This window comes from Streptacidiphilus rugosus AM-16, from assembly GCF_000744655.1.
Classification (GTDB): Bacteria; Actinomycetota; Actinomycetes; order Streptomycetales; family Streptomycetaceae; genus Streptacidiphilus; species Streptacidiphilus rugosus.
Genome location: NZ_JQMJ01000004.1, coordinates 6967051 through 6985653, shown reverse-complemented (window position 1 = coordinate 6985653; position 18603 = coordinate 6967051). Strand labels below are relative to the sequence as shown.

The following is an 18603-nucleotide window of genomic DNA, read 5'->3' as shown; positions in this document are numbered from 1 at the left end:
CCGGGGTATCTAATAAGGAGGCCGCATGACCACCGCCGACGCTCCGCCCACGGACACGGGCCGACACGAACCAGCCGCCGCGCAGGCGCGCACCGGCAGGCTCGGGCGGCTCGGGCTGTGGGCGGCGGGGAACCTGCGCGTGGTCACCGTGTTGTGGCTGGTGCTGGTCGCGGGGCTGGGTGCGTTCGCGCCGCAGGTGACCTCGCAGTTGGCCGGGGCCGGCTGGCAGGCCAACGGGTCGGCGTCGGTGCAGGTCAGGGATCTGGCGCGGGCTCATTTCGGCGGCAACGCCGCCACCGCGCTGCAGGTCGTGGTCGCCGCCGACCGGCCGGTCACGGATCCGGCCGTCCAGCAGGTCCTGCACCGGGCCACGGACCTGCTCAGGGCCGACCCCCGCGTCTCCGAGGTGGTCGCGCCGCAGCCCGGCGCCACCGTCAGCCCCGACGGCCGCACCGCGATCCTGCTGGCCGGTGCCCGCTCCGGGGCCGACGACATGGTGCGCGCCGCCGACGCCCTCAAGGGACCGCTCGCGGCCCTGTCCGCACCGGGCATCCAGGTCCACGCCACCGGCGCCTCGGTGCTGTGGAGCGACTTCAACGCCGCCAACCACGACGCGATGATGACGTCCGAACTGCTCTCCTGGCCGGTGACGCTGGCCATCCTGGTGCTCGCCTTCGGCTCACTGGTCGCCGCCGGACTCCCACTGCTGCTGACCGTCGCCGGGCTGGCCGCCTCCGCCGGGGCCCTGGTGCTGCTCAACCACCTGACGCCCACCTCCATCTGGGCCATGAACTTCGCCATGATGTTCGCCCTGGCGCTGGGGATCGACTACGCCCTCTTCCTCGTCGTCCGCTTCCGCGCCGCGCTGGCCCGGCACGGCGACGCCCGCCGCGCGGTGGGGGAGACCATGGACACCGCGGGCAAGGCCGTCGCGCTCTCCGGCGTGACCGTGCTGGTGAGCCTGTCCGCGGTGATGCTGGTGCCGTCGCCCGCGTTCCGTTCCATGGCCCTCGGCATCATGCTGGCCGTCGGCTTCGTGCTGGCCGCGACGCTCACGCTGCTCCCCGCCGTGCTCGGCCGGCTCGGGGCCAGGGTCAACAGCGCCGCCCTGCCGTGGGTACGTCGCCGGGCCCGCGCCGCCGCGCCGGACGACGACGGCGCCTCGCCGCGCTTCGCCGCCTGGGGCCGCCGGCTCTGGGCGCACCCGCTGCGCTACGGCGTCCCGGCTCTCGTCGTGCTGCTGGCCCTCGCCGCGCCGGTCGTCGGACTGCGGACCGCGATGCCCTCGATCACCGTCGTGCCCGCCGACTCCTCGGCCCGCACCGGCTACGAAGCCGTCCAGCGTGCCTTCGGCCCCGGTGCCCCAGGCACGCTGCAGATCGTCGCCCCGGCCGCTGAGGCCGCCCGCGCCACCGAGGTGCTGCGGCACACCGCCGGCATCGCCGCGGTGATGCCCGCTCAGCAGGCCGCGGACGGCAGCGGCCTCGCCATGATCCAGGCCGTTCCCGCCGCTGACCCCTCCGACCCGGCGCTCAAGGCGACGGTCGAGGTGCTGCGCGACAGGCTGCCCGACCGGGCCCTGGTCGGCGGCGCGGCCGTGGAGAACCTCGATCTGCAGTCGGCGCTGGACGCGAAGACGCCGCTGGTCATCGGGGTCGTGCTGGCCCTCGGCTTCCTGCTGCTCGTGTTCGCCCTGCAGGCCCCCTTGATCGCGCTGATCGGCACCGTGACCAGCCTGCTGTCGACCGCCGCCGCGTTCGGCACCGCGCGTCTGGTCTTCCAGGACGGTCACGGCGCGGGCCTGCTCGGCTTCACGCCCCAGGGGTTCCTCGACGGCTGGGCGCCCGTGTTCTTCTTCGCGATGATCTTCGCGATCGCGATGGACTACACCGTCTTCCTGCTCTCCTCCGCCAAGGAGCACTTCGAGCGCAGCGGCAGCCCGCACAGGGCGGTGACCGGCGCACTCGCCCACTCCGGCCGGGTGGTGTTCGCGGCCGCCGCCGTCATGGTCGCCGTCTTCTTCACCTTCGCCCTGTCCGGGCCGCTGCCGCCCAAGGAGATGGGCATCGTGCTGGGCACGGCGGTGCTGCTCGACGCGGCGCTGGTCCGGCTGGTGCTGCTGCCCGTGCTGCTGCGGCTGACCGGCCGGGCGGCCTGGTGGTCCCCGGGGTGGCTGCGCAGGGTCCTGCCGGACATCCGTTTCTCGCACGACTGACACCGGCGACATACGGGGCTGGATACCCCGCCGGGTACCATCGGGATCAGGCCGTCAACGCCAGAAGGGTTCACATCATGGTCATCGACGAGGACGCGACCGCGCCCGTACTGAACCGGCTGCGCCGCGCCCAGGGCCAGCTCGCGGGCGTCATCGCCATGATCGAGGCGGGCCGTGACTGCAAGGACGTGGTCACCCAGCTCGCCGCCGTCTCCCGGGCCCTGGACCGGGCCGGCTTCAAGATCGTGGCCAGCGGCATGCGCCAGTGCCTGGCCGCGGCCGACCCCGACGAGGCGCCGATGAGCGAGGAGGAGCTGGAGAAGCTCTTCCTGGCCCTTGCCTGACTCGTCGGCCTGATCCGCCGTCCTCCCTGATGCGCCTGCCCGCCCCGCCGGATTCGGCGGGGCGGGCAGGCGTCCCCCGGGCTCAGGAGGTGAAGGGCTCCCAGGTGTGGCTGAAGTACCAGGTGGACTGGGAGATGCCGGAGCAGGAGTCGGAGCCGGCCGTTCCGACGCAGCCGCCGTTGTCGCGCTCGCTGGCCCACATCGAGATCTCGTCGATGCCCTTGCCGACGGCCCAGTTGTAGACCGTCTTGGCGTCCGCCGTGGTGAAGGTCTCCGGCTTGCCGTAGTCGTCGATGCCGGGCATCTCCGTCACGCCGACCATGGCCCACTTCTGGGCGGAGCTCTTGCTCGGGTAGAGCGAGCCCAGCAGGTTCACCAGGCCCTGCGCGGCGGTCTCGGTGGCCGTGGCCATCTCGTGGCTGCCACCGGTGTAGTAGTCGAAGGTCATGATGTTGACGACGTCGATGCGGGCGTGGTTCGCGACGGCGTTCTTCAGCACCGCGGTGCCGCCCGAGTCCAGGCCGTCGGTGTTGGTCGGCAGCGTGTAGGAGAACTGCACCGAGCGGCCGTTGGTCGCCGCCCAGCTCTCGACCTGGGCGATCGCCTTGTTGCGCCGGTCGATGCCGCCCGAGTTGGTGAGCGAGTCCTGCTCCACGTCGAAGTCGACGCGCTTGAGGTTGTAGGTCGAGATCAGGTGCTCGAGCGCGGAGGCGATCGAGCTGACGCTCGTGCAGCTGTCGGCGAGCTCGGTGTTGGTGGTGTCGGCGGTGTAGCCGCCGAGCGAGGGGATCACGTCTCCGCCGGCCGAGCGGATCTTGCTGATCGAGGTGCCGTAGGTCGAGGACGAGATCGGCTGGCTGGTGTCGCCGTTCCAGTAGAGCGTGCAGGACCCCTTGCTGTGGGTCTGCAGGAACGCCATGGACAGCCACTTCGCGCCGGACTGGGCGGCGACGGTCGCCGGGTCGTCGCCCGAGTAGGCCTCGAAGTAGGGGGCGAAGAGGTGCGCGGGCACGGTCGTCGCGGCGTGGGCGGTGGGGGCGCCGGTCGCGGCCGCGCCGGCGACCAGGCCGAGCGCGGCGAGGGAGGTGGCGAGAGCGGTGCGGAGCGGACGGCGGGATACGGACGGTCGCATGTGGGGGCCTCCGGCAATCCTGTTAGGAAACTTTCCTTTCTGTCGTGCACAGGAAGGTATAGCCGGGGGTCTGAAGGGCCGTCAATGGTTCGCGCAGACCCGGCTTCCGGGACTGGTGCGCTCGCATGGACTCCGCCGCCCGTCGGCCGCAGCGTGAGCACGTGCGGATGTGCCAGCGTTCGTACTCCTCCGGCGTCACCGCTCAGTCCTCCGTCAGTCTGACCCGCTTGGGTCGGTGGGCGGTCAGGTCGATCGGCGCGTCCTGGCCGACGGCTCGCTGCGTGCACATGGGGTCTCGACAGTCCCCTGGTGACACCGTGGTGGGAGCGTGGGTGGGGAATGACGCGCTGTGGCCCTCCTGCCTTGGCAGGAGGGCCACAGCGCGTGGTTCGGGTGGGCCTGCTCGTGATCAGTTGGTGCTGGTCGTGATGGCGCCGAGGCCGGCCGCGCCGCCGGGGATGTGGTAGACGCTGGACCACTTGCCGGCGTTGTAGTCGGCGTCGATGTTGTAGAGAGTGTTGTCCGAGCCGGTGAAGTACAGGTGGACGGTGGAGCCGATGGCGGCGGCGGAGAGGAAGCCGACGCCGGAGGCGCCGCCGGGGACGGTCATGACGCCGGTCCAGGTGCCCTTGGCGTAGTCGCCGTCCTGGTTGAACAGCGTGTTGCCGGCGCCGGTGTAGTAGAGGTGGTCGATGCTGCCGACGGTGGCGACGGTGAGGTTCTGCACGCCGGAGGCACCGCCGGGCAGGGCCATGAGCGAGGACCAGGTGCCGGCGTTGTAGTCGGCGTTGATGTTGTAGAGGGTGTTGCCGGAGCCGGTGAGGTACAGGTGGACGGCGTTGCCCTGGGCGGTGACGGCGATCTTCTGGACGCCGGCCGCGCCGCCGGGGACCTGCTTGACGGAGGACCAGGTGCCCCTGGTGTAGTCGCCGTCGACGTTGGAGATGGTGTTGCTGGAGTTGATGTAGAAGAGGTGGACGGTGTTGCCGATCGCGACCGCGGTGAGTTCGCGGGCCCCGGTGGTGCCGGGGATCTTCTGCCAGGTGCCCCACGTGCCGGTCGCGTAGTTGCCGTCGTTGGTGTAGATCGAGTTGTCGGAGCCGATGGCGTACAGGCGGGTGATCTTGCCGGTGCTAGCGGCCGCGACCTTGGTGACGCCGGCGGCGCCGCCCGGAACGGACTGCAGGGCGGACCAGGTGCCCTTGGCGTAGTTGCCGTCCTGGTTGAACAGGGTGTTGCCGGAGCCGACCATGAAGACGTGGGCGGTGGTGACGGGGTCAGGGGCCGGCGTGGTGACGGTGCCGCCGCTGTTCCCGCCGATCGGGGAGACGTAGCCGCTGATGTTCATGCCCATGTAGGAGCTGTAGCCGATGGCGCCGCTGTAGGGGCCGTCGCCGTGGACGTGGGCGGTGGCGGCCCAGTTCCCGCTGACACCGCCTTCGTCGCCGCCGATGGTCACGATGGTGCCGTCGGCGTTGACCTGGCTGACGATCGCGACGTGGTCGGCGACGCCGCCGCCCTTGTAGTTGAACACGACCGCGTCGCCGACGTGCGGGGTGCTGGACAGGCCGCCGTTGTACTGGCCGAAGCTGCCCGCGGCCGGCGTCAGGCCGCTGACGTTGACGCCGTCCTGACCCCAGACCCACTTGACGAAGTCGGCGCACCAGAACTCCGGGCTGCCGCCGTTGCCGGTGCAGGAGGACCCGTAGGAGGCGCCGCCTGCGCTGTTGGTGTCGCAGGGGCCCTTGCCGAGGTTGGCCTGGGCGATCTGCACGATCTGTGAGCCGGTGTCGGCGTGTGCGGGCAGAGCGGTCAGGCCGATGACGGCGGAAGCGGCGACGGCAGTGGCGGCGGCGGACTTCTTCAGGAGCGGCATGACAATGGGCATGACAGTTATTCCTTCGGAGTTCGGCACTGGGAGGGTGCGCGGTCAGATGGTGTGCCCGTGCGGGCGGTGGCCGTCGGGATCAGATGAGGCGGTTCATCGTGTTCCAGCCGCCGCCGACGTAGACGCCGCTCTTGACCGTGCCGGAGCCGGTGCCGGCGTAGATGTAGAGGTTGTTGGTCTGGCCGTTGGTGGCAGCGATGTCGGCGATGCCGTCGTTGTTGATGTCGGCGACGGTGAACTTGTCCATGCTGGCCCAGCCGGTGCCGATCTTGACGCCGCTGGCGACGTCGGTGCCGGTGCTGGAGTAGAGGTACAGGTTGCCGTTGCTGCCGTTGACGGCGACCAGGTCGGCCTTGCCGTCCTTGTTGAAGTCGCCCATGCCGAGCTGGGTCATGCCGCCCCAGCCGTTGCCGATCTGGACGCCGGACGCGACGTCGGTGCCAGTGCCCTTGTAGAAGTACAGGTTGCCGTTGCTGGCGTTGACGGCCAGGATGTCGGCCTTGCCGTCGCCGTCGAGGTCGCCGGCGACCATCTTGGAGATGGCGCCCCAGCCGTTGCCGATCTGGAGGGGCGCCTGGAAGGTGCCGTCGCCCTTGCCGAGGTAGAGGTACAGGTTTCCGTTGCTGGCGTTGGTCGCCACGATGTCGGCGTTGCCGTCGCCGTTGAAGTCCGCCATGGAGACCTTGTCCATGCCGTTCCAGCCGGATCCGACGGTGGTCGGGGTCTTGAAGGTGCCGTCGCCCTTGCCGCCGTAGATGGTCAGCGCGCCGGTGGAGGCGTTGACCGCGAGCAGGTCGTCGAGGGAGTCCTTGTTGACGTCGTGGTAGCTGGGCGTGGTGTGGGTGCCGGTGGTGATGGTGGTCGGCGGGATGGTGACCGGGGTGTCGACGATGTTGTTGAAGCGCAGGAACTTGTAGTCCCCGATCGCCCAGCCCGCGATCTTGCCGCTGCTGCTGTTGAAGTTGCCGACGTACTCGTTCGTGCGCACAGTCGGGTTGGACTCGGCGTAGTAGTAGAAGGTGCCGGCCGCCTGGTCCTTCCAGCCCGCGAACAAGATGGTGTGGTCGGCGGGGTAGTCCAGGATGTCGCCGGGCAGCAGGTCGGAGCGGCTGCTGAGGACGGTGGTGACGGAGCGGTCGTCGAGCGTGACGGTGGAGCGGCTCCAGGACAGGTTCCAGGCCATCGACACGAAGCCGGAGCAGTCCTCGCGGTAGGTGCCGTTCTGGTCGGTCTTGCTGCGGCCCTGGTTGTAGGGCACTCCTTCGTCGACCCACGACTGTGCCCGGGCGAGGACCGTGGCGCGGTCGATCTTGCCGTCCTTGGTCACGGCCGCGTCCGACATCGAGAAGGCCTGGTAGCCGCCGGTGGAGCTGGTGGTGGTGGAGTCGGTGACCGAGGAGGACGAGTCCGCCGCCACCTGGGCGCTGGTCGCGGTCTCCGGGTTGGCGATGCTCGTGGTGATGGTCCCCTCGGAGCCCACCGTGAGCGTGTTCGCGGTCGAGGAGGAGACCACCGCGTCGGTGTTCGTGCCGGCCGAGTCGGCGGCGAAGGAGTTGGAGGAGGTGCCCAGGGCGATGCCGGCGGTGGCGGCGACAGCCACGGACAGGGCGAGGAACTTGCGGCTGCGGCGGGTCATGGTCATGACAGACTCCTGAAGATGAGGTGCGGTCGGTTGGTGGTGCATCAGTGGTGGCCCAGCTCGAATCCGCTGACGGGGCGCCCGGCCGGACGGCTGGCCTGCAGGAACGGTCGTCCTGGAAGAGACAGCAAGGCGCGAGCGGAAGCTGGGGGAAGGAAGCAGTGGAGCGGGGGGCGGGTTGCGCGTTTGGGCGGGAGGCGGCTCGGTAGGCGTGAGAGGGTCCGCCTTGGTCCCCCTGTGGCCGGGCAGTTGGGTTCGACTGGACGGCTGTCCTGCAGGAACAGCGGTCGTCAACGTGCGTGGCGCCGGTGCGCGGTGTTGCGGGCCGGCTGCTTCGGCCGGCGGCGGGGTCAGTGGTGGCCGGTCGGCCGGACGTCGTGCGTGTGGGGCGGGTCGGGCAGGGGGGCTGGGGGCAGGTAGCGGCGGTTGAGGAGGGGTGAGGCGAGGTGGCTGCGGTGCAGGAGGGCCGCTGCTCGCCGCTGTGCGTCGTCCGGATCGGGGCCGTGGGGGGTGCGCAGGAACAGGAGCAGGTCGATCCGGTCCTGTTCCGTCCGGCCGCCGGCGTGTTCGAGGCCGTCCCCGGGGACGGCGTGGGCCCACAGGGTGTCGACGACTTCCGTCACCTCGGCCGCAGGGTCCGGACCTGCCGCGGAGCGGCGGGTCAGGCTGCTGTAGACGATGTCCATGTTGCTTAGCCCCAGTTGATGACGTCGGGGGAGGCGGTGGCGCCGGCGGCGGGGACGGGGGCCGAAGCGGCGGCGGCCTGGACGGCGGGGGCGGCGCTGGCGGCGGTGGGCAGGAGGATGACGGTGCCGACGGCGAGGGTGGCGACCGCGGCGGCCTGGGCGAGACGGGTGCGGATCATGACAGTGGTCCTTTGCTGGAGAAGTGACGGGGTGTCCTGTTCCGGTCTCGCATCCCGCGGTGACGCTTCGTCCGGTTGCCTTCGGGCTGTTCCCTGCTGGCAGGCAATAGCTTCGTCGCAGATCAACCTGCCTGGAAGGGCTTCCCGATGTCGCCAAGGGGCCAGGCGTGATCAAGACATGCTGTCATGTTCCTGTCATGTCTGCTATGTATCAGGAAGTCCGTTTCCGGAGCGGGCGCACAACGACGAAATCGGCCCAGTAGCCGCCAATGGGAATCCCCGTTCATATGCCCTGAGCTGCAGCGAAGACCCACATAGCCGATCTTGAAGGGGGTCGGGCCGACTGCGATCATGAACGCATCAGGGCCGCCAGGGGGGTGGTGCTGCAAGCAGGGGGTGCGCCGTAGTGCTGGAATCACTGGGCCTGAACGCGAGAGCCGGGGCCGTCTACCAGGCGATGCTCGATCATCCCGGCCACGGCGTCGACGAGCTCGCGGCTCTGTGCGATCTGACACCCGGGCAGGTCCACGACTGCCTGGACGAACTCACCCAGCTGATGCTGGTGCGCGCGTCGACCGAGCACCCCGGGCAGATGCGGGCCGTCTCCCCCGAGATCGGTCTCGCGGACATGCTCGTGCGCGAGGAGGTGGAACTGGCCGCCCGCCAGGCCAAGCTCGCCGCCTCCCGTGCGGCCGTGACCCGCATGGTCGCCGACCGCGCCGACAGCCGTGCCACCCACGGTGAACGCCTCCTGGGCATGGACGCCATCCAGACACGGCTCGACCTCCTCGGTCGCGGCGCCACCAGCGAAGTCCTCGGGGTGCACCCCGGCGCCGCGCAGCGCCCCGAAGACCTCGCCGCAGGCCGCGCCGCCGACACCGAAGCCATGGCCCGCGGCGTGACGTTGAAGGTCCTCTACCAGGACGCGACCCGGAACGACCCCCACACCACCACGTTCGCCCAGTGGCTGATCAGCAAGCGTGGCGAGGTCCGCACCGCCCCCGTCATCCCCCAGCGCCTGGTCATCTTCGACCGCACTCAGGCCCTGGTCCCCATCGATCCCGCCGACACCCGCAAGGGTGCCCTCCACGTCGCCGAGCCCGGCATCGTCGGCGCCCTGTGCGGCCTCTTCGACCAGGCCTGGTCCACCGCCGTCCCCCTCGGTGCCACTCGCGCCGACGACCCCACCACCGGCCTGAGCGCCACTGAACGCGAACTTCTGCGCCTGCTCGGCACCGGCGTCACCGACGAGACCGCCAGCCAACGACTCGGCATCTCCTCCCGCACCGTCAAGCGCCACATGGCCTCCATCATGGAACGCCTCAACGCCACGAGCCGGTTCGAAGCAGGTATCAAAGCCGCTCAAAAAGGCTGGCTCTGACCCCAGGATCCGCAGCCGTGCGGGGCGGATACCGTCGCCAACCGCTTCCGCGTCGGGAAGACCAGGGCACGTATCGAGGGCCCGGCCTGCCGGCCGGCCCCGCCTCCCCCTGACCCGGACCGGACCGCCTCAAGACTCCCGTCGCAGGTCGTGCCCGCAGCCGCAGCCGAAGGCTGCGGTCTGACGGTAAGAGCCGTCCGTGACCTGGCCGTCCGTGTGCCTACCCTGGGGCGCTCGAATGGCATAGTTGCTCCCTGCACTCGGGGACGCGAAAGGGCGGATGGAATGGGGCAGCTGTCTCGGCGGGCCGTGCTCGGCGGCGGGGCGCTCGGAGCGCTGGGCGTGCTCGGTGGAACCGCCGCCTGCGGCAGCAATCAGACACGCGTGCCGACCGCGCGCGGCTCGCGCAGCCCTCGGCCCGCGCACGCGTCGACCCTGGTCAGGGACGAGAACCAGGCCGCGGGAACACAGGGCTGGATGCGGACCGCGGACGGGACCAAACCGAACCAGGACGCCCTCGGCCAGGTCTCCGCCTTCGCCTCGAAGTCGAGCTACACCGCCGGCGAGCGCATCACCTTCTACCTCTCCACCGCCAGGCGCCAGGACTGCACCGTCGCCGTCCACCGGCTCGGCCACTACCGCGGCGCCGGCGGCCGACTCCTCACCACCAGCCCCCGGCTCGCCGCCTCACCGCAGGCCGCCCCGGTGATATCCGACACCACGGGCGAGATCAGCTGCCCCTGGGACGCCTCGTGGTCGCTCGAGGTCCCCACCACGTGGCTGTCCGGCCTCTACCTCGCCACCGTCACCACCGCCGACGGCCATCGCACGGCCGTCCCCTTCGCGGTCAGGGACGACCGCCCGAGCGACTTCCTGGTGGTGCTGCCGTTCACCACCTACCAGGCCTACAACACCTACCCCGTCGACGGCCGGACCGGGAAGAGCCTCTACTACGGTTTCGTCCAGGGCGACCGCGCCGCTATCGGCACCCAGACCTCGCCGGACGGCCACACCTATCCGGTCTCCCGCATGCCGGACTCCCCCTTCTGGTGGCACTACCCGCACCGCGCCCGGACCGTCTCCTTCCGCCGCCCCTACTCCGACGACGGCCTGCCCAAGTTCTTCGAACTGGACCAGGCCTTCGTTTTCTGGGCCGAGTCGCAGGGCTTGGACGTCAGCTACGCGAGCAGCCTCGACCTCCACGAGGGCCGCGTCGACCTCTCCCGCTACGCCGGGCTGCTGTTCAGCGGCCACGACGAGTACTGGTCGCAGGAGATGCGCACCGCCGCCGAGTCGGCCGTCGCCAAGGGCGCCAGCCTGGCCTACCTCGGCGGCAACAGCGTGTACTGGAAGATCCGCGCGGGAGTGGACCAAGCCGGCTTCTCGACCGTCACCTGCTACAAGAGCGACCCCGACCCGGCGGACGACGGCACCGGCGCCACCCGCAAGTGGCGCGACGTCGCCGCGAAGCACCGCAGTGCCGAGCAGGTGCTGCTCGGTTCCCAGTACCAGGCCGTCGTGCTCAAGCGGACCCCACTGGTGGTCAGCGAGGCCAAGCACTGGCTGTGGACGGGCACCGGCCTCGCGGAGGGCGACCGACTCCCCGACGTGGTCGCCGGCGAAGCCGACGGCGTCACCGCCAAAATGCCCGGCCCCAGCGGGACCACCGAGCACACCCTCCTCTCCACCTCCCCCTTCCCCTGCGCCGAGGGCACCCTGGTGCAGAACACCAGCCTCTACCAGGCCAGGAGCGGGGCATGGGTGTTCAACGCCGGCACCTTCGGCTGGACACCCGCACTCGGGTGGAACCCCACACTGCACTCCTCCGCGACACCGGCCTGGACCTCCGTCACAACAGACCCGCACATCCAGCGGGCAACGAGGAACCTGCTGGACCGACTGCGCACCTGACGGCGTCACCGCAGGGCATTGAGCCGCGAAATACTCCGCTCCCCAGCCCGATCGCACGGTCGACGGGCTCCGCAAGGAGCTGCGGGCCCTCTGTTGACGGTCTTCTCGCGGGCGTCGCAGAGCTGCTGGGCGAGTGAGGCCTGTTCGGGGCTCAGGCGGGGCGCCGGCCGCCGACGGGGGCGGAGGCGAGGCCGTCCATGGTGTTGGCGACGATCAGCTCGCGCTGGAGCTCGGCGAGCACCGACAGCATGCCGAACATCGCGCGGCCCTCGACGCTGGAGGTGTCGATGCCCTGCTCGATGACGTGCAGCCCGATTCCGCGCTCGCGCAGGATCGCGCGCCAAGGGTGACCAGATGCAGGACGGAGCCAGCAAAAACGCGCCCTTCATCGAACTGGAACCGAGACCGCCCCGCTACCGCCAATTTCCGTTCTGATACTCCCTGAAGGCCGACCCGCCGCGTGGACGCGCGCGCCGCGGGCATGCCGAAGCGCCGCGCCGACCGGGGGTCGTCGCAGCGCGTCGGGGAGCGTCAGTTCATCGAGGGGGCGCCGTTGCGCCAGGCGGCGAGGCCCGCCTGCGAGGCGGCCTGGGAGGCGGTCTTGGCCTGGTTGTAGGTGCGCTGGGCCAGTTCGGCGGGAGGGGTCTCCCAGGTCTGGGACCAGCGGCGACCGGCCGTGGCCAGGGCGAGACCCACGAGGGCCGCGCCGGTGGCGGCCACGACAGTGCCGATGCCCGTCAACGCGGCCCCGGCCGCGATGAGCCGGACGTTCGGCCGGAAGTTGTTGGTGAACGAGGTCATAGCTGTCATGGCACCACGATGCGCGCAGTGGCCACGGCCCGCATGTCGGGAGCGGGGGTAAGCGGCCGGACGGGTTCAGTCCGCGGTGGCCCGCTCGCGCGGCGCGTGCTCGGTGAGCGGGGCCACGGGCTCGACGCCGAGGGCGACCACGGTCGTGGGCTCGGACGGACGGCTGGTCTGTGCGACGAACGCGCCGACCAGGACGAGCGCGCCGCCGAGCAGTTGCGGCCCGGAGAGGTGCTCGCCGAGCAGGAACCAGGACAGCACCGTCGCCACCACGGCCTCCAGGAACGCGACCACGGCCGCGACCGGCGCGGACAGCCGGCTCACCGAGGCCACCCCGGTCAGGTACGCGAGCACGGTCGAGACCAGCACCATCCACAGCGCGAGCCCGATCGCCGGCACGTGACGCGAGCCCATGGCGGCCTCGCCGCCGAGCACGTGCCAGGGCAGCGTCCACGGCTGGGCGATCGGGGTCACCACCAGGGCGCCGATCAGCAGGCCGTAGCCGCTGAGGGCGATCGGGTCGATGTGGTCGGCGGGATCGGCGGAGGCGCCGGCGCGACCGGCCTTCTCGGAGATGACGAAGTAGCCCACCTGCGAGCAGGCGGCGCAGAGTCCGAACACCACGCCGAGCGGATCCAGCCCGCCGAGCCCGGTCCACACCTGCACGACGAGCGCGAGCCCGACCGTCGCGGTCAGGGCGCCGAGCGCGGCCGCGCGGGTCACGGGGCGTCGCTGCACGAAGCGGACGTAGCCCAGCAGCAGGGTCGGCCCGAGGTACTCGAGCAGCATGGCGATCGCGACGGGAACCCGGGAGATCGCGAAGAAGTAGGAGACCTGCACGAGGGTCACGCCGAGCAGTCCGAAGCCGAGCAGCAGCCAGGGCTTCCGCCGCGGCAGGTCGCGGTGGCGGACGACGACCGGCAGCAGCAGGAGGGCGGATCCGGCCATCCTCACCCACACGACCTGCAGCGGACTGAGCCCGGCCTCGATCAACGGCTTGGCGGCCACGCCGGAGCCGCCGAAGGCGAAGGCGCTGACCAGCGCGAGGCTGAGGCCGAGACTGCGATGGGAACGCGCGGATGCGGAGGCAGGGCTGTGCATGCTGCGATTCTCGCAGCGGTTTCCCCGAAACGACAGTGGCGTCTCACCCGGACGCTGCTGTTGCTCGCGCCCCTGGAGGCTGCAGCCAGATCCTTGAGATCAGGTGACGGCCGAGCGGGTCGAGAAGCGGGGGTCGAGGTAGGAGCCGGAGGCGAGGACGTCGCGGAGGGTGTCGGCGGCGTCCAGGACGTCGGCGTGGCTGACGTAGAGAGGGGTGAAGCCGAACCGCATGATGTCCGGCTCGCGGAAGTCGCCGATCACGCCGCGCGCGATCAGGGCCTGGACCACCGCGTAGGCGGACTCGTGCCGGAGGGACACCTGGCTGCCGCGCTCGGACTCCGCCCTCGGGGTCACCGTCGGCAGACCCAGCGCGTCCGTCGCCCGCAGGAAGAACGAGGTCAGGCTGAGACTCTTCGCGCGGACCAGCGCCATGTCGACGTCCGCCCAGACGTCCAGCGCCGCGTCCAGGCCGGCGAAGCTCAGCAGTGGCGGGGTGCCCGTCAGGAAACGGCCGATGCCCGCCGCAGGCGTGTACTCCGGGGACATGGCGAACGGCTCGGCGTGCCCGAACCACCCGGTCAGCGGCTGCCGCGCGGCGTCGTGGTGGCGGGCGGCGGCGTAGAGGAACGCCGGGGCGCCGGGGCCGCCGTTGAGGTACTTGTAGCCGCAGCCGACCGCGAAGTCCGCGCCGCAGGCGTCCAGTTCGACCGGGAGCGCGCCGACGGAGTGGCACAGGTCCCAGACCATCAGCGCGCCCGCGGCGTGCACCTTCTCGGTGACCGCCGCCATGTCCTGCAGGCGGCCGGTGCGGTAGTCGACATGGGAGAGCAGGACGACGGCGGTGTCCGCGTCGAGCAGCTCGTCCAGGGTGTCGCCGTCGCGGCCGAGCAGCAGGCGGCGGGCCGGGGCGACGCCCTCGGTCAGGTAGAGGTCGGTGGGGAAGCTGCCCAGCTCGCTGACCAGCGTCGTCCGCCCGGGCCGCAGCCGCAGCGCGGCCGTCAGCACCTTGAAGAGGTTCACCGAGGTCGAGTCGCAGACCACGACCTGGCCCGGCGCGGAGCCGACCAGCGGGGCGATCCGGTCGCCGAGGCCGCGCGGCAGGTCGTACCAGCCGGCCTCGTTCCAGCTGCGGATCAGCCCGTTGCCCCACTCCTCCTCGACCATCCGCCGCAGCCGTTCCGGCGTGTGCGCCGGCAGCGCGCCCAGCGAGTTGCCGTCGAGGTAGAGGACGTCCTTCGGCAGGGTGAACCGCTCGCGGAAGCTGCGCAGCGGGTCCGCGGCGTCGAGGGCCAGCGCCTCCTCGCGCGTCGGCGCGGCGGCCGACGCGGTCACAGGGCGTTCCTGACGGCCCAGAGGTCGGGGAAGACGTCCTGCTCCGCGGCGTGGCGCAGCCAGCTCAGACCGCTGGAGCCGCCGGTGCCCGGCTTCGAGCCCATGCAGCGCTTCACCGAGGCGAGGTGACGCTGCCGCCAGCGGGTGACCCGCTCGGCGACGTCCAGCAGCAGCTCGCCCAGCGCCTGCAGGTCCTGCGTGGCCGGGTCGGAGTAGACGGCGGTCCAGGCGGCCACCGGGTCGGTGGTGTCCAGCCCTCGTCGCTCCAGCACGGCGACCGCGTCCTCGTAGAGGCTCGGCGCCTCCAGTGTCCGGCTCAGCTCGGCGTGGACGTGCGGGTGGCCCGCGTAGAGCCGGAGCAGCCGCTCCACCTTGTTGCCGAGCATGAACTCCAGGTGCAGGTACATGTACGACTGGAAGCCGCTGGCCTCGCCGAGCACCGGCCGGAACGCGCTGAACTCCACCGGTGACATGGTCGCCAGCAGGTCCCAGGAGCTGACCAGCACGTCCTGCGCGTCCAGGCCGCGGCGCAGCGCGGCCTTCGCCTCGGTGAGGTCGTCGGCGCGCATGGCCTCCTGGGCGCGCAGCCACTCGTGCCTGATCAGGCCGAACAGCAGCTCCATCACCTGGGTGGCGACGATGAACGAGGTCTCGGCCGGCTCCTTGCTGCGGGGCTGCAGCAGGGTGTGCAGGGTGTCGATCCCGGCATAGGCGGCGTACGGGGTGGTGGCCTCGGCGAAGTCGACCTTGGGTGTGGTCGCCTCGTCGAGCGTCGGGCTTGCGGGCGTCGCAGGCATGGTGATCCTCCAGGCGCGGTGGGGCACTGCCATTCTGCGGTGGAAGCGGCCTCCGACTGAATGGGCAACGCGCGGTCGCGGGGCCATCCGGCTTAGTCTGGGAAAGGCAGATTCGAGAAACGGGTTTGCGATCGCAAAGCGTGTTGGACGAGGGGAGTGCCGTGCTGGACGCGGTGGACCGGCGCCTGCTGGCGGAACTGCAGGAGGACGCCCGGCTCTCCTACAACGAGCTCTCCCGGAGGGTGAACCTCTCCTCCCCGGCGGTGGCCGAGCGGGTCCGCCGCCTGGAGGCGGCGGGCGTGCTGACCGGCTACCACGCCGAGGTCGACCTGGGTCGGGCCGGCCGGGTGGTCAGCGCGCTGGTGCAGGTGCAGTGCTACGGCCCGCGCTGCGTGCTGCGGGATCCGGCCGTGGCGCAGTGGCCGGAGGTGCTGCAACTGCACCGGGTCACCGGCGGCGCCTGTTGCGTGCTCATGGTGGCCGTGGCCACCATGGCGGAGTTCGAAGGTCTGATCGACCGGCTGGCCGAGTACGGGCAGCCGTCCAGCACGATGATTCTCTCGAGTCCGGTGCGTTGGCGGCCGGTCGAACCGGTGTGAACGGGGAGGGGACCCTGATGGACGAGGACGAACTGAGCAAGGTCCGGCTGACGGCGGACCGCACGCACGCCTACGGCGCGCACCAGGACCAGGTCGTGGACTTCCTGCTGCCGAGCGGGGAGGGCCCGGGCGGGGGTGGCAAGACGATGGTCGTGCTGCTGCACGGCGGCTACTGGCGTCCGCGCTGGGATCGCCACCACACCGCGCCGCTGGCGCGGGCCCTGGCGAACGAGGGCTACCTGGTCGCGGTGCCGGAGTACCGCCGGACGAACGGCTGGCCGGAGATCTTCGACGACGTGGCGGTCTGCGTCGAGGCGCTGTCGATGATGGCGGCGGCGGAGGGGCTGCGCCCGCGCCGCACGGTCCTGATGGGCCATTCGGCCGGTGGCCACCTCGCGCTCTGGGCAGCTGGTCGGCACCGTCTGCCGGCGGGCTCGCCGTGGCGCTCGGACACCCGCCCGGACGCGGTGGTCTCCCTGGCGGGCTGTGCGTCGCTCCGCCTGACGGACGAGTGGCAACTGGGCGACGGCGCGGCTCGCGCGATGATGGGCGGCTCCGTGGACACCCTCAGGGACCGCTACGCCGACTGCGACCCGGCCGCGCTGCTGCCGTTGGGCGTCCCGGTGACGCTGATCCACGGCCGCGACGACGACACGGTCCCGCCGTCGATGTCCCGCGAGTACGCGCGCATGGCGCGCGACAAGGGGGACGCGGTGACGGTGGTGGACCTCCCCGACATGGAGCACTACGGCCTCATCGACCCCACCTCCACCGCCTTCCCCCACCTCCGCACGGCCCTCGAGGGCTGACCGCCCCCGGCGCGCGGTCGCGGCACCTCGCATTGAAGGGGCACTTGCACTACCCCAGGGGCGCGAGGAACTGCGCGACAAGCCACTGACGAGCGGATGGTCCTCACCGAGCAGGGCCATCCGCAGTGGGTGGTTGCTCGCGCAGTTCCTCGCGCCCCCGGGCACTTGCCCGCGCGCAGCAGCCCTCGCGTCCCTGAGCTGAGTGCAACTTCCGTTCTGGGAAAGGCAGAAGGCCGCGGATACCCGGCCCGGGGCCCCCGCAGTCCCGCTCTTTCGGGGAATGGTCCGGGGCGTGGGCGCGCCGTCACTCTGGGGAGGTCGATCAACTCCAGGGGAGGACCCCAGATATGACCGTCGACGCGGGAATTGACGCTTCGTCGAACTCCTCGGCGCAGCCGCAGTCGCCGTCCGCGCTCGGTACCGCCGCCGCGAAGAACCTGGCCACCACCACCAAGACGCCGCCGCAGATGCAGGGCATCACCAGCCGGTGGCTGCTCCGGATGCTGCCGTGGGTGCAGGTGTCCGGTGGTACCTACCGGGTGAACCGGCGGCTCAGTTACGCCACGGGCCGGGGTCGGCTCGGGTTCGCGCAGACCGGGGCGGAGACCCGGATCGTGCCGCCCACGCTGACGGAGTTGCCGTTGCTGCGGGGCTTCGGCGACGCCGCCCTGCTGACCGAGCTCGCCTCCCGCTTCACCCAGCGGGAGTTCGCGCCGGGGGAGGTGATCGCCGAGTACGGGGAGGTCGTCGACCAGGTGCTGGTGATCGCCCACGGCAAGGTGCACAAGGTGGGCACCGGAAAGTTCGGTGACACCCACGCCGTGCTCGGCGTGCTCGCCAACGGCGACCACTTCGGTGACGAGTCGCTGACCGGCGACAACGCGCTGTGGGAGTACACCGCCAAGGCCGCCACCGCGGGAACCCTGCTCACCCTGCCGCGGGAGGCCTTCGCGGACCTGCTGCGGCGCTCACCCGAGCTCCGTGCGCAGTTCGACGCCTACGTCGCCGCCGGCGAGGCCGCGCAGGACTCGCACGGGCAGGCGGCCATCGACGTGGCCTCGGGCCACGAGGGGGAGCCGGAGCTGCCCGGCACCTTCGTCGACTACGAACTCGCGCCGCGCGAGTACGAGCTGAGCGTCGCGCAGACCGTGCTGCAGGTGCACAGCAGGGTCGCCGACCTCTACAACCAGCCGATGAACCAGATCGAGCAGCAGCTCAAGTTGACCGTCGAGGCCCTGCGCGAACGCCAGGAGTACGAGATGATCAACAACCGCGAGTTCGGCCTGCTCCACAACGCCGACCACGACCAGCGCATCCACACCCACGGCGGCCCGCCCACCCCCGACGACCTGGACGAACTGCTCGCCCGGCGGCGCGGCAACAAGTTCTTCCTCGCGCACCCGCGCGCCATCGCCGCGTTCGGGCGCGAGTGCAACAAGCGGGGGCTCTACCCGGACTCGGTCGAGATCGGCGGCCACCGGATCCCCTCCTGGCGCGGGGTGCCCATGTTCCCGTGCAACAAGATCCCGGTGAACGGCGGCCACACCAGCTCGATCCTGGTGATGCGCACCGGCGAGAACGAGCAGGGCGTCGTCGGCCTGCACCAGACCGGGCTGCCCGACGAGTACGAGCCCGGCCTCTCGGTGAGGTTCATGGGCATCAACGAGAAGGCCGTGATCCAGTACCTGGTCAGCGCCTACTACTCCTGCGCCGTGCTGATCCCCGACGCGCTCGGGGTGCTGGAGAACGTCGAGGTCGCGCGGCCGAGGGACTGAGGGAGGGG

Annotated in this window: 16 protein-coding genes and 1 pseudogene; 7 read left to right on the top strand and 10 right to left on the bottom strand. The window is 71.1% G+C overall.

The genetic code is table 11. The features are described 5' to 3' along the window. Nucleotides 1-25 precede the first annotated feature (25 nt). Nucleotides 26-2215, top strand: a complete 2190-nt coding sequence (locus BS83_RS40475; protein ID WP_037608397.1) for an MMPL family transporter — start codon at nt 26-28, stop codon at nt 2213-2215. A 77-nt stretch (nt 2216-2292) separates the two neighbouring features. After that, nucleotides 2293-2559: a metal-sensitive transcriptional regulator gene (locus BS83_RS40470; protein ID WP_037608396.1), complete on the top strand. Its 267-nt coding sequence runs from the start codon at nt 2293-2295 to the stop codon at nt 2557-2559. A gap of 88 nt (nt 2560-2647) precedes the next feature. Here the strand turns inward: BS83_RS40470 and BS83_RS40465 are convergent. The 5 genes and pseudogenes from BS83_RS40465 to BS83_RS46070 form a co-directional block, all read right to left on the bottom strand. Beyond that, a pseudogene (locus BS83_RS40465) lies at nt 2648-3691 on the bottom strand (chitinase); the annotation flags it as partial. Nucleotides 3692-4100: 409 nt separating this feature from the next. After that, entirely contained in the window at nt 4101-5579 is a 1479-nt protein-coding gene (locus BS83_RS40460) for a CHAP domain-containing protein (RefSeq protein ID WP_084714853.1), read from the bottom strand. A 79-nt stretch (nt 5580-5658) separates the two neighbouring features. Then, complete coding sequence (locus tag BS83_RS42675; protein ID WP_051945230.1) at nt 5659-7221, bottom strand: C40 family peptidase; 1563 nt, start codon at nt 7219-7221, stop codon at nt 5659-5661. A gap of 347 nt (nt 7222-7568) precedes the next feature. Next, nucleotides 7569-7904 (bottom strand): hypothetical protein, encoded by a 336-nt coding sequence (locus tag BS83_RS46075; protein WP_037608392.1) that lies wholly within the window; start codon nt 7902-7904, stop codon nt 7569-7571. Between the two features lie 5 nt (nt 7905-7909). Further along, entirely contained in the window at nt 7910-8083 is a 174-nt protein-coding gene (locus tag BS83_RS46070) for a hypothetical protein (protein WP_157597505.1), read from the bottom strand. Between the two features lie 406 nt (nt 8084-8489). Between BS83_RS46070 and BS83_RS40445 the strand changes: the two genes are divergently transcribed. Together BS83_RS40445 and BS83_RS40440 are read left to right on the top strand one after the other, a co-directional pair. After that, nucleotides 8490-9464, top strand: a complete 975-nt coding sequence (locus tag BS83_RS40445) for a helix-turn-helix transcriptional regulator (RefSeq protein ID WP_037608390.1) — start codon at nt 8490-8492, stop codon at nt 9462-9464. 285 nt (nt 9465-9749) lie between these two features. Beyond that, nucleotides 9750-11375 carry a N,N-dimethylformamidase beta subunit family domain-containing protein gene (locus BS83_RS40440; protein ID WP_157597504.1) on the top strand — a complete coding sequence of 542 codons (1626 nt, stop codon included), beginning with the start codon at nt 9750-9752 and terminating at the stop codon, nt 11373-11375. Nucleotides 11376-11526: 151 nt separating this feature from the next. Here the strand turns inward: BS83_RS40440 and BS83_RS48140 are convergent, their stop codons facing one another. From BS83_RS48140 to BS83_RS40415, 5 genes are all read right to left on the bottom strand, one after another. Further along, nucleotides 11527-11664, bottom strand: a complete 138-nt coding sequence (locus BS83_RS48140; protein ID WP_232248807.1) for a recombinase family protein — start codon at nt 11662-11664, stop codon at nt 11527-11529. 242 nt (nt 11665-11906) lie between these two features. Then, nucleotides 11907-12185 carry a hypothetical protein gene (locus tag BS83_RS40430; RefSeq protein ID WP_051945228.1) on the bottom strand — a complete coding sequence of 93 codons (279 nt, stop codon included), beginning with the start codon at nt 12183-12185 and terminating at the stop codon, nt 11907-11909. Nucleotides 12186-12251: 66 nt separating this feature from the next. Further along, entirely contained in the window at nt 12252-13283 is a 1032-nt protein-coding gene (locus tag BS83_RS40425; protein ID WP_037608386.1) for an EamA family transporter, read from the bottom strand. A gap of 99 nt (nt 13284-13382) precedes the next feature. Next, nucleotides 13383-14615 (bottom strand): kynureninase, encoded by a 1233-nt coding sequence (gene kynU, locus BS83_RS40420; RefSeq protein ID WP_037608384.1) that lies wholly within the window; start codon nt 14613-14615, stop codon nt 13383-13385. Further along, the gene (locus BS83_RS40415) at nt 14612-15412 is read right to left on the bottom strand and encodes a tryptophan 2,3-dioxygenase (protein WP_051945226.1); all 801 of its coding nucleotides are present in this window, start codon (nt 15410-15412) and stop codon (nt 14612-14614) included. Before BS83_RS40415 ends, kynU begins: the two co-directional genes overlap by 4 nt. A gap of 140 nt (nt 15413-15552) precedes the next feature. On the opposite strand from BS83_RS40415, the gene BS83_RS40410 reads away from it, so the two are divergent. From BS83_RS40410 to BS83_RS40400, 3 genes are all read left to right on the top strand, one after another. Beyond that, nucleotides 15553-16011 (top strand): Lrp/AsnC family transcriptional regulator, encoded by a 459-nt coding sequence (locus BS83_RS40410; RefSeq protein WP_232248665.1) that lies wholly within the window; start codon nt 15553-15555, stop codon nt 16009-16011. A gap of 17 nt (nt 16012-16028) precedes the next feature. Further along, nucleotides 16029-16820, top strand: coding sequence for an alpha/beta hydrolase family protein (locus tag BS83_RS40405; RefSeq protein ID WP_051945223.1), 792 nt, complete (start codon nt 16029-16031; stop codon nt 16818-16820). Nucleotides 16821-17167: 347 nt separating this feature from the next. Then, nucleotides 17168-18595, top strand: coding sequence for a family 2B encapsulin nanocompartment shell protein (locus BS83_RS40400; protein ID WP_037608379.1), 1428 nt, complete (start codon nt 17168-17170; stop codon nt 18593-18595). The last annotated feature ends 8 nt before the right edge of the window (nt 18596-18603 follow it).